The 13,652-nt window shown below is 50.4% G+C and carries 13 protein-coding genes and 1 other RNA gene; all 14 read right to left on the bottom strand.

What is annotated here, in order from left to right:
• Window positions 1-399: 399 nt before the first annotated feature.
• Window positions 400-666, bottom strand: a complete 267-nt coding sequence (locus HQN87_RS31255) for a pro-sigmaK processing inhibitor BofA family protein (protein WP_173141127.1) — start codon at window positions 664-666, stop codon at window positions 400-402.
• A 28-nt stretch (window positions 667-694) separates the two neighbouring features.
• Window positions 695-961, bottom strand: a complete 267-nt coding sequence (locus HQN87_RS31250; protein ID WP_173141125.1) for a DUF2508 family protein — start codon at window positions 959-961, stop codon at window positions 695-697.
• Window positions 962-1,160: 199 nt separating this feature from the next.
• On the bottom strand, window positions 1,161-1,760 hold the full coding sequence (recR, locus tag HQN87_RS31245; protein ID WP_036698882.1) for a recombination mediator RecR: 600 nt from the start codon (window positions 1,758-1,760) through the stop codon (window positions 1,161-1,163).
• A 36-nt stretch (window positions 1,761-1,796) separates the two neighbouring features.
• Entirely contained in the window at window positions 1,797-2,108 is a 312-nt protein-coding gene (locus HQN87_RS31240) for a YbaB/EbfC family nucleoid-associated protein (protein ID WP_173141123.1), read from the bottom strand.
• A gap of 50 nt (window positions 2,109-2,158) precedes the next feature.
• Entirely contained in the window at window positions 2,159-3,928 is a 1,770-nt protein-coding gene (gene dnaX / locus HQN87_RS31235) for a DNA polymerase III subunit gamma/tau (protein WP_173141121.1), read from the bottom strand.
• 125 nt (window positions 3,929-4,053) lie between these two features.
• An RNA gene (gene ffs, locus HQN87_RS31230) (signal recognition particle sRNA large type) lies at window positions 4,054-4,322 on the bottom strand.
• A 123-nt stretch (window positions 4,323-4,445) separates the two neighbouring features.
• Window positions 4,446-4,643 (bottom strand): 50S ribosomal protein L31, encoded by a 198-nt coding sequence (gene rpmE, locus HQN87_RS31225; RefSeq protein ID WP_173141119.1) that lies wholly within the window; start codon window positions 4,641-4,643, stop codon window positions 4,446-4,448.
• 124 nt (window positions 4,644-4,767) lie between these two features.
• On the bottom strand, window positions 4,768-6,045 hold the full coding sequence (locus tag HQN87_RS31220; protein ID WP_173141117.1) for a radical SAM family protein: 1,278 nt from the start codon (window positions 6,043-6,045) through the stop codon (window positions 4,768-4,770).
• Window positions 6,046-6,070: 25 nt separating this feature from the next.
• Window positions 6,071-7,429, bottom strand: coding sequence for a transcription termination factor Rho (rho, locus tag HQN87_RS31215; protein ID WP_173141115.1), 1,359 nt, complete (start codon window positions 7,427-7,429; stop codon window positions 6,071-6,073).
• A gap of 134 nt (window positions 7,430-7,563) precedes the next feature.
• Window positions 7,564-8,817, bottom strand: a complete 1,254-nt coding sequence (gene murA, locus HQN87_RS31210) for a UDP-N-acetylglucosamine 1-carboxyvinyltransferase (RefSeq protein WP_173141113.1) — start codon at window positions 8,815-8,817, stop codon at window positions 7,564-7,566.
• Window positions 8,818-9,016: 199 nt separating this feature from the next.
• Window positions 9,017-9,871: a class II fructose-1,6-bisphosphate aldolase gene (gene fba / locus HQN87_RS31205; RefSeq protein ID WP_039309634.1), complete on the bottom strand. Its 855-nt coding sequence runs from the start codon at window positions 9,869-9,871 to the stop codon at window positions 9,017-9,019.
• 205 nt (window positions 9,872-10,076) lie between these two features.
• Window positions 10,077-10,463: a response regulator gene (locus HQN87_RS31200; protein WP_042132729.1), complete on the bottom strand. Its 387-nt coding sequence runs from the start codon at window positions 10,461-10,463 to the stop codon at window positions 10,077-10,079.
• A 368-nt stretch (window positions 10,464-10,831) separates the two neighbouring features.
• On the bottom strand, window positions 10,832-12,439 hold the full coding sequence (pyrG, locus tag HQN87_RS31195; protein WP_173141111.1) for a CTP synthase: 1,608 nt from the start codon (window positions 12,437-12,439) through the stop codon (window positions 10,832-10,834).
• A gap of 352 nt (window positions 12,440-12,791) precedes the next feature.
• Window positions 12,792-13,346: a DNA-directed RNA polymerase subunit delta gene (rpoE, locus tag HQN87_RS31190; RefSeq protein ID WP_173141109.1), complete on the bottom strand. Its 555-nt coding sequence runs from the start codon at window positions 13,344-13,346 to the stop codon at window positions 12,792-12,794.
• Between the last annotated feature and the right edge of the window lie 306 nt (window positions 13,347-13,652).

Below are 13,652 nucleotides of genomic sequence, written 5' to 3'. Positions count from 1 at the left end.
TATTAGGCATGCCGCCAGCGTTCGTCCTGAGCCAGGATCAAACTCTCCAAATTGGTATTTAGAAAGAGCGATTGCTCATTTTGAAACATCTGACGAGAATTTACATTCTCTACGATGAGATCTCTAAAGCGTCAAGACGCCTTGAAATTCATCATTTTTGGAAGTCACTTTCGTGATTTCCCACTCACTCGTTGTTCAGTTTTCAAAGATCAATGTCTCATCTTTTATCGCCGATGTTTGTCTCAGCAGCGACCTTTATAATATATCACAGCACCCTTGTTTCAGTCAAGCGTTTTTTTAATTTCTTTTTTCGCTTTAGCTTCTGGCAAGTGATCCGGAGATCTCTTGTCCAAAGGGCCGAGACTTAATGTATCATGAATCGGCAACCTTCGTCAACCTCTAAAATAAAGTTAATTTCAAACCCAATAACATCAGCACTCCCGGCAAGCCCAGCAGGGTTACAGCTCCTATTGTTGTCGGGTTAAGCGGGATGTGCAGATCCGTTAGAACACCTGAGAAGTTAACGATGTAAATACCGAGTGCAGCCAATATAAGATGAGTTCCAAATACGCTCAGCCACGCCCAGCCCAATTTTTTTCTGAATACCGTCAGTATCAGTAAGACCCCCGATACAATCAGTACACCCATAGCAACCGTTCTCAGCATCGCAATCCTCCTCCACAGCTCAGTATGTTCATAATTGCAGCTCTCTCCGGTCAAGACCCAGTCTCTTGGCATCTTTGAGATGGATCTGATATTTCCGTTCAGCCGCCTCCAGAATATAGATAGCGTAGTCAATCTGATCCTGGCCGAGTGCCTCGTCAAACATCAGATAGGCTCTCTCCCAATCAGACTGTGCTTTCCGCACCTCCTGATACACTTCTCCCCACTCCTCTTCCGCCTTCGCTTCCTTCTCCCTCTCCACACTCCCGCTCAGCCACTTGGCACTCCACCATCCCATTGCAATCCCTCCTATATGAATAACTGCAGAACCAACCGGCGATTCACACCCGTTAATCTCATACATATCGGAATAGGGACAAACTTAGAACCAAGAGTCAGAGAGTCAGCAGACCTTTTATCAAAATATTGACCGTTCATTTATATTAAAAAAGGGAGCCCTGGGGGCTCCCTAAACTTATAATGCATCAGCATAACACTTAGAACAGCTCTCGACGGCCTTCCAGCGCCTTCGACAGGGTAACCTCATCCGCATACTCCAGATCGCCGCCTACGGGCAAGCCATGGGCTATCCTGGTGATCTTGATCTCGAATGGACGGACAAGACGGGAGATATACATGGCGGTTGCCTCACCCTCTATGTTAGGATTGGTTGCCATAATCAGCTCCTTCACCCGCTCATCGCTGAGCCTGGTCAACAGCTCCTTGAGCCGGATATCATCTGGGCCTATCCCCTCCATAGGAGAAATAGCACCCTGAAGCACATGATAATAACCGTCAAATTCCTTGGTTCGTTCTATAGCCACCAGATCCTTCGAGTCCTGAACCACACAGATTACCGAAGCATCGCGGGTTTTGTCCTGACAGATCCGGCACGGGTCGGTATCCGTGATGTTGCAGCAGACCGAGCAGTAATGAAGATTACGTTTGACACTGACCAGAGCCTTGGCGAAGTCAATCACCTCGTCCTCCTTCATATTCAGCACATGAAAGGCCAGCCGGGCGGCAGTCTTCGGACCAATACCGGGCAAACGTGTAAAAGCTTCTATCAGCTTGGCTAACGGTTCTGGATAATACAAAGTAATGGTTCTCCTTTGGTCGGGAGTGGAGTAAGCCTAGAATAAACCAGGGATCTTCATTCCGCCGGTGAATTTACCCATATCGTTATTAGCCAAATCTTCAGCCTGGGTAAGAGCATCATTAACAGCAGTGATCACCAGATCCTGCAGCATCTCGATATCTTCGGGGTCCACTACCTCCGGTTTAATCTGAATGGACAGCAACTTCTTGTGGCCGTTCACCTGAACGGTAACCACGCCACCGCCAGAGGAGCCCTCGATAGTCTTGCTTCCCAGTTCCTCCTGGGCTTTGAGCATCTGCTCCTGCATTTTTTTTACCTGCTTCATCATTTGGTTCATATTATTCATACATCATCTCTCCTTTGGGATGCGCATCTCTGCGCTGATAGGCTGAATCCTTATTCTTTTATGACAACAAGGTCTTCTCCAAAGAGCTGGATCGCCTCGTCAATCCATGGTTCGGACTTCGCTTCGCCTGTCTCATGCTCATGCTCCAGGCGCAGCTCTTCTGTGCTGGCCGCTGAAGCAGACTTGGTTGCCGCTTCACTCCAGTCGCGCATCATCATGGTTACCAGCCGGTACGGCTTACCCAGCTTAGCGTTCATAACGTTCTCGATGACCTGCCGGTTGGCCGGCTTCTCGGTGGTATCGCGGTGAATGGTATTCTTGAAGGCGACGAGCACGGCATCTTCCATAACCGCCACGGGTTCCCCGTCTACAAACCACGCGTGTACAGTAACCTTCTCTTCCTTCACACCCTGAAGAACATGGCTCCACTGCTTATATACTGCGTTAAAATCGGGACTATCCTTGCCCGCAATAAACTTATCAAGCTGCGGCGGAAGCTTAGACGCCGAAGATACGCGCGGAGCACTTGGAGGAGCGGCTGTTCTCTGGACTGCCTGCTCGCGTCCCCCGCCGGCCACGCCGCCGGATTGAATAGCCTGCTCCAGCTTCTTCTCCAGCGCGGCGATTTGCCGTTTGAGCTGATCCAGCTCACCGGACTGAACCGGCGGAGAGCTGTGCCCGGCAGCAGGCAGGTCAGCATTCACAGCCGGAATGCCTGCCGAAGGAGCCGCATCCTGCGGACCGCTGCACAGCTTCATCAGTGCTACCTCAAATATAGTCTGCGGATGTGTTGCATATTTCATTTCCCCAAGATAGCGGCTCAGTGTCTCCACAATCAGAAATAACCGGTCGCGGGTAAAGGCTGCTGCCATGTCGCGGAAATCGGCCGGATTCAGCACCCGGTCCGTTAATTGATCCGCTCCCGGCACCATCTTGATCATCAGTAAATCACGGAAGTAATACAGAAGATTCTCCAGGCATTTATCTGCACTCTTGCCCTCATGCATCATCTGCTCGACAAGTTCCAGCAGTTGTCCCATGTCACTTCCAAGAATGGCGGTTGCCAGACGGGCGAACTGCTCGGAGGGAATCCCTCCGGTCATTCCCAGCACCTGCTGATAGGTCACGTTCCCATCTGTAAAAGAAGAGATCTGGTCCAGAATGCTAAGCGCATCCCGCATCCCGCCGTCAGACAAGCGGGCAATGTACTGGAGGGCATCTGCATCCGCTGTAATGCCTTCTTTCCGGCAAATCTCAGTCAGACGGCCCGTCTGTTCCTCCAGCGAGACCCGGCGGAAGTCAAACCGCTGACAACGTGAGATGATCGTGGCCGGCAGTTTATGCGGCTCGGTGGTCGCGAGAATGAACATCACATGCGGCGGCGGCTCTTCAAGCGTCTTCAGCAGGGCATTGAAGGCCTCTGTTGTCAGCATATGCACTTCATCAATAATATACACTTTGCGGCGTACTTCGGTAGGCGCATATTTCACCTTATCCCGCAGATCGCGAATCTCTTCAACGCCCCGGTTAGACGCCGCGTCAATCTCCTGAACATCCATGATGTTGCCTGCTGTAATCCGCAGACAAGACGGACATTCATTACATGGCTCAGGACCCGGGCCCTGTTCGCAATTGACTGCCTTGGCCAATACCTTGGCAGCACTCGTCTTACCGGTTCCCCGCGGTCCGCTGAACAGGTAGGCATGCGAAACCCGCTGTTCACGGATCGCATTCTGCAGCGTCTGGATAATATGCTGCTGTCCTACCATATCTTGAAACGACTGCGGCCGCCAAGCACGGTACAGCGCGATATGTTCCACTATGCATTACCCTCTCTCAGCCTGCCGCTTTCCGGCATTTGTCGCTAATTTATTATACTATATTCCGCAAAAAAACAAAAAGCATCTTCGCTTGTAGCAAAGACGCTATCATCCTAGTATGTAAACCGTGCACCTGTTATTGATGGCTGCGATCCAAGCGGTAACCCTACAAAACTGCTCGGGCTAGGCCACCCTCCGGCACAAGAGCAAACTCGCTTATGGCTGCTTCCTTCCGGACCTGACCAGGTTCACAAGCACTCATTGCGGAGGACCCAACCGTCAACACAGCCCATAGGAACCAAGGCCTCACATCGACAGCACCTCTAACAGGAATTCAACCTCGCTACAGCGGATTGCGAGTTACAGGGCACCGCTACCTCCCCGTCTAGCACGGCGAAGATAAGTATAGCTTACAGCTGGACAAAAATCAACTCTGCATATTTTCCAAAAAGAAAACCCCTGCAGCCGTTACAGCCGGAGGGGTTCCAAATCTTATGCCGCTTAGGCGGCAGATCCATTAGATACCATATTTCTTCTTGAATTTGTCAACACGGCCGCCGGCATCCAGGAACTTCTGCTTGCCGGTGAAGAACGGATGACAGTTGGAGCAAATCTCGACGCGGAGCTCCTGTACCGTCGAGCCTGCTTCAAAGGTATGGCCACAAGCGCAGGTTACCTTCGTTAAATTGTACTTGGGTTGAATTGCTGTTTGCATATGAAATCTCACCTCTCACGCCCTAAGCCTCATGCGGGCCTAGAGTTATATGATTACGCAAGCTACATTCTAGCATGGAAGCCCAGGCTCTGCAATAGCCCCGGCCGCTTCCAATTTCCGTACCCTACAGCTTCACTACACGCTGCTTGGCACGGACCAGTTCAGCAGGCGGAACATGGGTGAAGGAGCCAATCACAACGCCCGGGAGCTCCTCACGGAAGATCTCAAGCATCGTCTTCATACCGAGAATCTCGCCTTGTGCCGGAGGAATCAGTTCCAGATAACTCTCCGGGTCAATATTCAGATTACGCATCTGAATCAGCTTCAGATCTGTACGTCTGACGAATTCCACCATAGCTTCAATCTCTTCCTCACGGTCTGTAACACCTGGAAAAATCAAATAGTTGATGGAAGTGTATACGCCTTGTGAAGCAGCATACTTCAGCGACTTCTCTACATTAGCCAGCGTATACCCGCGGGGCTTGTAATAGGCATTATAATGGTCATCCAATGCACTGATCGTACTGACCCGCATCAGATCAAGTCCTGCATCCACAATACCGCGGATATGATCGCTTAACCCGGCGTTGGTATTGATATTGATATAGCCCATATCCGTAATGGAGCGCACTTCACGGATAGACTCGATAATCAGCTTGGCCTGAGTGGAAGGTTCCCCTTCACAGCCCTGTCCAAAGCTTACAATGGATTCCGGTGTCTTCAGATGCTCCAGCATCACTTGTGAGACCTCACTGGCTGTAGGGCGGAAGTTCATCCGTGTCTGCGGCGATACAAATCCGCTGTCATCCGGCTGTTCAGAGATACAGCCGAAGCAGCCGGCATTGCAGGAATAAGAGACGGGAACAGCGCCTTCCCAGCGGCCCAAGAAGGTATTGGAGGAAGTCAGGCATTCATATTCCAATGCACAATTGGACAGATGATTATACAGGCGGTTCTCCGGATACTTGGCAGTCAGGTCACCCACACCAGCCTTCACATCGCCCCGGTCACAATTCATAGGATTCCACTGCTCCGGATCATCGGTCAGATCAGCGGCCACATAGAATCCGCCATCCTTCCACACCACTGCGGAATAACCAAAGAGCGGAAGCTTATACGTCTTGTCTGTCTTGACATAGCCGGGAAGACATAGACGGGTATAGCCCTGCGGCAATAGCGCTCCAACGGCCTGCGAGCCTGCCGGCAACGGCAGCATTTCGCCTGTCTCGGGATTCATTCCTATTGCGCGAGTATTAGGCAGCCCTACCAGGGTGGCGCCTTCAGGCAACGGGATCAACTCTTCCTCCAGTATCTCAACAATCATATCCCCGCTGCGGGCCAGGGCATACAGCTCGGGATGATCATATACGTTTCCTTGCCCGTCGGCATATACCAAATACATGTTATTCTCCTCTTGTTATCATTTCTCAGGTTGTAGGCACCGAAGGGGCCTTGGGCCGCGGGGTGCGGCGGGCGGACGATCCGCTGTTCGAGGTTCCGCCCTTGCTGGCGGTACCGCTTGCGGACGAGGAATCCTTATTGCCGGCTACATCAAAAGAGGCCAGGAATTCAGCATTCGTCTTGGTGTCACGCAGCTTCTTCAGGAAACCTTCTACGAAGTCGTAGGATTCGTTCATATTTTTACGGATGGACCAGATGGTATCGAGCTCTTCCTTGCTGAGCAGCACTTCTTCGCGGCGTGTACCCGAACGGCGGATATCAATAGCCGGGAAGATACGGCGTTCTGCCAGCTTACGGTCCAGATGAAGCTCCATGTTCCCTGTACCCTTGAATTCTTCGTAGATAATATCGTCCATACGCGATCCGGTATCAATCAGCGCGGTTGCCAGAATGGTCAAGCTTCCGCCTTCTTCCACGTTACGCGCGGAACCGAAGAAGCGCTTGGGACGATGGAAGGCGGCGGGATCAATCCCTCCGCTCAGGGTCCGGCCGGATGGCGGAACCACGAGATTGTAGGCACGGGCAAGACGGGTAATGCTGTCCAGCAGAATTACGACATCCTTCTTGTGCTCTACCAGCCGCAGCGCACGCTGCAGCACAAGCTCAGCCACTTTGATATGATTCTCCGGCAGCTCATCGAATGTCGAAGCCACTACCTCACCTTTAACCGAACGCTGCATATCCGTTACTTCCTCGGGGCGTTCGTCAATTAGCAGTACAAACAGCGAAATCTCAGGATTATTAGTGGAGATGCTGTTGGCAATTTCTTTCAGAAGGAGCGTCTTACCTGCTTTGGGAGGTGCTACAATCAAACCACGCTGTCCCAGACCTACAGGAGCAAGCAAATCCATAATACGGGTAGACAGATGGGTTGGGGATGTTTCGAGCGGCAGCTTGTCTTGCGGATACAGCGGCGTAAGCGCCGGGAAATGCAGCCGTTCAGCCGCAGTAGCAGGGTTCTCGCCATTGACGGCATTGACCTGCAGCAATCCAAAATAACGTTCGTTCTCTTTGGGGGTCCGGCATTTCCCGGATACCAGGTCTCCGCTTCTTAGGTCAAACTTGCGGATCTGCGAGGCGGAGATATAAATATCCTCTGCACTCGGCAAGTAGTTGATCGGCCTGAGGAAGCCATAGCCTTCCGGCAGAATCTCAAGCACGCCTTCCATAAACATAAGACCGCTCTGCTCAGCCTGTGCCCGAAGAATGGCGAAGATTAACTCCCGCTTCTTAAGCGTTCCGTAATAAGGGATCTGGTATTTCTTGGCCAGCTTATACAGATCGGTAAGCTTCATTTCTTCCAGATCGGAAATTTGAAGATCCATGTGCAATAACCACCTATTCAATTTTTATGGAATATATGAGTCTATGAAAATGCTTATTAGGATAGGATTACCCGAATTGGAAAGAGATATGCAGTCCGCCCGCAAATTCTCCCTGTCCAATCCGGGAATCCTGACTATTCGTTCTCGCGCCAAACATCGGCTCCCAAATTACGAAGGTTGCTTACGAGGTTATCATAACCGCGGTCAATATACTCCACGCCCGTCACTTCAGTGATGCCTTCCTCTACGGTAAGCCCGGCTATAACCAGGGCTGCGCCTGCCCGGAGATCAGCAGCCTTCACCTTGGCAGCATTGAGCTTGCCGCCTTCAATAATTGCGGAACGTCCTTCTACACGAATCTTAGCGCCCATACGGACTAATTCAGGGACATGCTTGAAGCGGTTGCTGTATACGAAATCGCTCAGGACGCTGACTCCCTCAGCCTGAGTAAGCATACTGGTCATCGGAGATTGCAAATCAGTGGCGAACCCGGGGTAGATCAACGCTTTGACATCGGCATGCTGGTACTTGGCCTTGCCGATGACCCTGATACTCTCATCCAGCTCTTCTATGTCTACTCCCATTTCCAGCAGCTTGGCAGTGAGCGCCTCCAGATGCTTGGGAATTACGTTATCAATTAAGACATTGCCGCGCGTAGCCGCAGCTGCAATCATGTATGTTCCAGCTTGAATACGGTCGGGAATAATGGAATGGCGGCAACCGTGCATTTCAGTTACGCCTTCAATCCGGATCGTTTCTGTACCGGCGCCTTTAATAACAGCGCCCATAGAGTTCAATAGGGTAGCTACATCTATAATCTCAGGCTCTTTAGCCGCATTTTCAATAATTGTAGAGCCTTTGGCACGGGAGGCCGCGAGCATAATATTAATGGTGGCGCCGACACTGGAGACATCCAGGTAGATCTTGGCACCGCGCAGTTCTTTGGCATACAGGTGAATAGAGCCATGGTCATTGGTCACTGTCGCCCCAAGTGCCTCAAAGCCTTTGATGTGCTGGTCAATCGGGCGGGGCTCGAAATTGCAGCCGCCGGGTAGTCCAATAGTTGCTTCCTTGAAACGTCCCAGAAGTGCACCCATCATATAATAAGAAGCCCGGAGTTTCTTAACCGGTCCGTTAGGCATGGGAATGGATACAATACGGGAGGGATTAATTCTCATTTGGCTGCCTGTCCACGACACGCTTGCACCAAGCTCCTCCAGAATTTCGGAGTAAACGGCAACATCACTGAGCGCAGGCAAATTATCCAGCACAACCTCAGATTCCGCCAAAATTGCCGCAGGAATCAGCGCAATTGCACTATTCTTTGCTCCGCTGATGGTTACAACGCCCTCTAGCGGACGTCCGCCGCCAATCATTAATTTTTCCATAAATTTATTTGGTTCCCCCTACGTGTATTGCAGCTTGTTGTGGCAATACCAGTTGTGGCTTAAGGTGACATAGGCTTGCTTGTGATTGGTGATTAGAAGAAGAAACGGCTGTGCCGCCCTTATCCGAAGGACGGCACCCGTTTCTGAGGAAAACGAAATGGCTTGTGCGGAAAAACAAAGTTATGCGGCAGTGTAATACTTAGGCTTTGTTGCTGGATCCGAATTCACGGATTTTGCCGATAACAGTCTGCTTGATAGCTTCGCGGCCTGGTGCGATGAATGTACGCGGGTCGTAAGCATCCGGTTTAGCAGCAAGAACTTCGCGGACAACCTTAGCGAACGCGATTTGGTTCTCAGTGTTAACGTTGATCTTGGAAGTACCCAGGGAGATGGACTTCTGAATGTCGTGTACAGGAATACCAGTACCGCCGTGAAGTACAAGCGGAAGGTTAACCGCATCGCGGATCTCTTCCATTTCCTTGAATCCAAGGTTTGGTTCGCCCAGGTAAGGACCGTGTACGGAACCCAGTGCAGGAGCCAGAGTGTCGATGCCGGTTTCTTTGACGATGCGTACGCATTCGTTAAGGTCAGCGTATTGGATGCCGCCGATAACGTCATCTTCCTGTCCGCCTACAGTACCAACTTCAGCTTCTACAGAAACACCTTTAGCGTGAGCATATTCAACGACCTTCTTGGTCATTTCAATATTCTCGTCGATTGGGTGGTGGGAGCCGTCGATCATTACGGAAGTGAATCCGGCATCAATGGCATCTTTACATTTGTCAAAGCTTGAACCGTGGTCCAAGTGGATGGCTACAGGAACGGTGATTTTCATGTCATGAATAAGACCTTCAACCATCTTAACTACTGTATAGAAGCCGCCCATGTGACGGGCTGCGCCTTCGGATACACCAAGGATTACTGGTGACTTCTCTTCTTCTGCTGCACCAAGAATCGCTTGAGTCCACTCCAGGTTGTTGATGTTGAACTGGCCAACTGCATATTTTCCTTCAAGTGCTTTGGTCAACATGTCTGTCATAGATACTAATGGCATGGTTTCAATCCTCCTAAAATATTGGGTTGCTTATATAAGCCGACATCACATACAGGCCTATTATAGCACATCCTGTGTTAAATACTAAATAGGATACACAAAAAAATGTCCCGGTGGGACGATATTCAGCCAACCCTTTACCAGCGGACTATTTCCTCATTTAGCGTATCCATAACAGGACGTCCCCAAACTATAAACCTCTAAGCTAGCTGCATTGGTCAACCGACTTGTTGTGCAGATGCATATTGACGGCAACGCGCATCTCATCAATATCAAACGGCTTGGTAAAATGCATCAGGGCCCCCAGCTTGGTCGCTTCCTTAATCATGTCCAGCTCTCCGTAGGCCGTCATCATAATGACTTTGATCGCCGGATTAAGCTCCTTCAAATGCTTGAGAATCTCCAGTCCGTCCATCCCCGGAATTTTCATATCGAGCAGAACCATATCCGGCGATTCGTTCTTCACGATCTCCAGCGCCAATTTCCCGTTAGCTGCCTGAAAGGTGGCATAACCTTCACTATTGAATACTTCCATGAGGAGAATCCGGATTCCATTCTGATCGTCGACGATTAACACTTTCTTTTTTTCCATACGATACCCTCCCAGAGTTTAAGGCAGATTGTCCATACCGCGCCCTCTCACAGCTAACGGCCCCGCTTCAACTTAGTCTATACGAAACCTATTATTCGTGCTTTGCAGCCAAAATCCTGCTAATTGGCTAAAATGCGTAAATCTATGCCATATACAGGTGTATTTCCAGTTGAAAAACGGGAGTACAGTCCCCTTGAACTCCGTGAGCTATTGTGCCAAGCAAACAACGTTCTAGCGAGAAATTGAAGGATAATTGACATCGCGTGTTATATTCAAAGCAAAAAATAGAAGGATTAGCAACTTATAGATTATATTTTCAAAAAAGAAGCCCCCTAATGGGGGCTCCGGCAGGCCTGTTCATCAAATTGTTAGATTTGCTCGGAATGTGCAAGTGAAGCTTTGACAAATTCACGGAACAACGGCTGCGGACGGTTCGGACGGGAGATGAATTCCGGATGGAACTGCACGGACAGGAACCACGGATGACCCGGCAGCTCGACAATTTCCACCAGACGTCCGTCAGGGGAGGTCCCGGAAATGACCAGTCCTGCTTTTTCCATCTCATCACGGAAGGCATTATTGAACTCATACCGGTGACGGTGGCGTTCATAGACCAGCTCATCATCGTAGCAGGACATAGCCAGTGAATCCGGCAAAAGCTTACAAGGATACAGTCCGAGGCGCATGGTGCCGCCCATATCCTCAACATCCTTCTGCTCTGGCAGGAGGTCAATCAGCGGGTACGGAGTAGCAGGATCGATCTCGGAGCTGTTCGCCCCAGCCAGTCCCAGAACGGAACGGCCGTATTCGATTACGGAAACCTGCATCCCCAGGCAGATTCCGAAGAACGGAATGGACTTCTCGCGCGCATAGCGGATAGCGGAGATTTTGCCTTCGATTCCCCGGTCGCCGAAACCACCCGGAACGAGAATCCCGCCGATGCCGCCCAGCAGCTCATGGACATTCTCATCCGTTACCAGCTCTGCATCCACCCACCGGAGCTTCACATCCGCATTGGACGCAAATCCGGCATGGGACAGAGACTCAACAACACTTAGATAAGCATCATGAAGCGCTACATATTTACCAACGATAGCAATCTCAACGGTACGCTCCAGCTTCTGAATCCGCTCCAGCATGCTCTCCCATTCACGCATATCCGGTGCAGGTGTGGTCAGCTTCAGGTGATTGACGACAATCTCATCCAATCCTTCGTCACGCAGGTTAAGCGGAACTTCATACAGGGTTGAAGCGTCGCGGCATTCCACAACGGCATTCTTATCAATATCGCAGAACAAAGCAAGCTTGGCCTTCATATCATCGGTCAACGGATACTCCGTACGGCATACGATCACATTAGGCTGAATTCCAATGCTGCGCAGCTCCTTGACGCTATGCTGTGTCGGCTTTGTTTTGACCTCACCGGCTGCCTTGATATAAGGAATCAGGGTAACATGAATGTACATGACATTCTCCCGGCCGATATCGCTCTTGATCTGACGGATGGCTTCCATGAACGGCAGACTCTCGATATCGCCCACGGTGCCGCCGATTTCTGTAATCACTACATCCGAGCCTGTCTCACGGCCGGCGCGGAATACGCGTTCCTTGATTTCGTTCGTAATATGCGGGATAACCTGTACAGTTCCGCCCAGATATTCCCCTCGGCGTTCTTTGCTGATGACCGAGGAATAGATTTTGCCTGTCGTTACATTGCTGTTCTTCGACAGGTTAATGTCAATAAACCGTTCATAATGCCCAAGATCCAGGTCCGTCTCCGCACCGTCATCGGTTACGAACACTTCCCCGTGCTGATAAGGACTCATTGTTCCCGGGTCCACGTTAATGTAAGGATCAAATTTCTGGATCGTTACCTTCAGACCTCTGTTCTTGAGCAGTCTGCCCAGCGAAGCAGCGGTAATGCCTTTGCCAAGCGAGGACACGACGCCACCCGTTACGAAAATATACTTTGTCACTCTAAAACCCTCCTAAATAAAGTCCAGAAATTCAGGGGACGCTTGCTGCTTATCGTAACCCTTTTTTCCATCATCCAACCGGGGAACCGGAAAGTTGCTTCCACCCGCCGACATTCAGGACCGAACGGCCCTGAAACCGCAGAAAACCGCAACAAGGATAAGAAACATTATTGCGCGAAGCACAGCCCTTATTATCTTTAAAAAAAACAAAAAAGTGACACCCGTAGACCCGGGGCACTTTTTATTTTAAGAAAACATATTAACTTTCATTATAAGCCCATGCAATAGTTTACTCTGACGGTCCTGCCCCTGTCAAGGGACGAATTATCCCGCCGGAGAGACTATTCTAAAATTAATCTTCTTCTTCCTCATCGGCTTCATCTTCTTCGCCGTCTTCGGAATCTTCCTCGTCCGCATCGTCTTCGTCAATGTCGTCTTCATCAATGACCACATCTTCGTCAACTTCCTCTTCGCTGTCGTCGTCTGAATAGAGGTCGTCGCGATCTTCATCAATCGCATCGAAATCCTCTTCCTCGGCAGCGTAATTCTCATCTTCTTCAGCAAAGTCGTCATCTTCCAAATCGTCGTCCTCATCGTTGATGATCCGCACGCGCTTGGTGTTGCCGACAGGGTCATCGGAGCGTTCCAGCGGATACCAGCGCTTCAGGCCCCACAGGTTGGTTCCGACACAGGCAAAACGCCCGTCAATATTAATCTCGGTATATAACTGGGCAATCGTATCTTGGCTCTCTTGTTCGGTCATACCGCGCAGCTTGGCAACCTCAACCATCAGATCACGGTAGTAGTAAGGCGTATTGGCACCCTTAAGCACCAGGAAAGCCAGGTCTACCATCGGCATTTCTTTAACTTTCTCAGGGTCCAGCTTTAAATTGAGTGGCGTACTCACTAAAGGACACTTCCTCTCACGCATTGTTCACATTAACTCATGCTTCATTCATGATATCCATTAACAAACCTAAGTAAAACCTATTTGCGGGTAAATTGCAAGTCTATTGCAGCAAGATCCGGAAAGAGAATGTGCGGTACTTCAGCCGGGGAAGGCTTGTCCGCTCGCAATGGGCGATAAACGCGGCGTTCCGCGGGAAATAGAAGGATAAGTTATATGTGAAACCTTAATTTCTTAAGTTTTTAAAAAGGCGGAGGGAAATCCCTCCGCACATGACTGTATCCACGCCAAGGATCGGCTCCTTAC

It is taken from the genome of Paenibacillus tritici (assembly GCF_013204885.1).
In the GTDB taxonomy this organism is placed as follows: domain Bacteria; phylum Bacillota; class Bacilli; order Paenibacillales; family Paenibacillaceae; genus Paenibacillus_AQ; species Paenibacillus_AQ tritici.
The sequence above is the reverse complement of the archived record's forward strand: the minus strand, read 5'-3'. Positions and strand labels throughout refer to the sequence as shown.

Coding starts and splice junctions, on each gene's coding strand:
- HQN87_RS31255 (WP_173141127.1), bottom strand. CDS start 666: ATGCTGAGAACGGTTGCTATGGGTGTACTGATTGTATCGGGGGTCTTA.
- HQN87_RS31250 (WP_173141125.1), bottom strand. CDS start 961: ATGGGATGGTGGAGTGCCAAGTGGCTGAGCGGGAGTGTGGAGAGGGAG.
- HQN87_RS31240 (WP_173141123.1), bottom strand. CDS start 2,108: ATGAATAATATGAACCAAATGATGAAGCAGGTAAAAAAAATGCAGGAG.
- rpmE (WP_173141119.1), bottom strand. CDS start 4,643: ATGCAAACAGCAATTCAACCCAAGTACAATTTAACGAAGGTAACCTGC.
- HQN87_RS31220 (WP_173141117.1), bottom strand. CDS start 6,045: ATGTATTTGGTATATGCCGACGGGCAAGGAAACGTATATGATCATCCC.
- rho (WP_173141115.1), bottom strand. CDS start 7,429: ATGGATCTTCAAATTTCCGATCTGGAAGAAATGAAGCTTACCGATCTG.
- murA (WP_173141113.1), bottom strand. CDS start 8,817: ATGGAAAAATTAATGATTGGCGGCGGACGTCCGCTAGAGGGCGTTGTA.
- fba (WP_039309634.1), bottom strand. CDS start 9,871: ATGCCATTAGTATCTATGACAGACATGTTGACCAAAGCACTTGAAGGA.
- HQN87_RS31200 (WP_042132729.1), bottom strand. CDS start 10,463: ATGGAAAAAAAGAAAGTGTTAATCGTCGACGATCAGAATGGAATCCGG.